At 39.9% G+C, this 248-nt stretch carries 1 pseudogene; it reads left to right on the top strand.

Annotated features, from left to right (window positions below):
- Window positions 1-33: 33 nt before the first annotated feature.
- Window positions 34-248: pseudogene (locus ACFIKU_RS10245) on the top strand (HlyD family secretion protein); the annotation flags it as partial.

Genomic DNA, 248 nt, shown 5'->3' with positions numbered 1-248 from the left:
TAGAGTAATGTCATAGAAAGAGGGGTGCAAAAAATGATAAAAGCATTACGATCAAAAGCTACAATTATTGCATTCCTATCAGGTATTACGGGTGTTTTACTGATTTTATGGGCTTGGAGACTTCCTCCTTTTGTGAGTCACATCCAAATAACGGATAATGCTTCCATTAAGGGCAATGTTACGCTGGTTAGTTCACAGATCTCTGGGGTGATCGCGCGGATTTATGTGCAAGATTATCAACGCGTTGA

Source organism: Bartonella sp. CM120XJJH (assembly GCF_042194715.1).
In the GTDB taxonomy this organism is placed as follows: domain Bacteria; phylum Pseudomonadota; class Alphaproteobacteria; order Rhizobiales; family Rhizobiaceae; genus Bartonella.
Note: the sequence above shows the minus strand (reverse complement) of the source record. Positions and strands in the feature narration are given on the sequence as shown.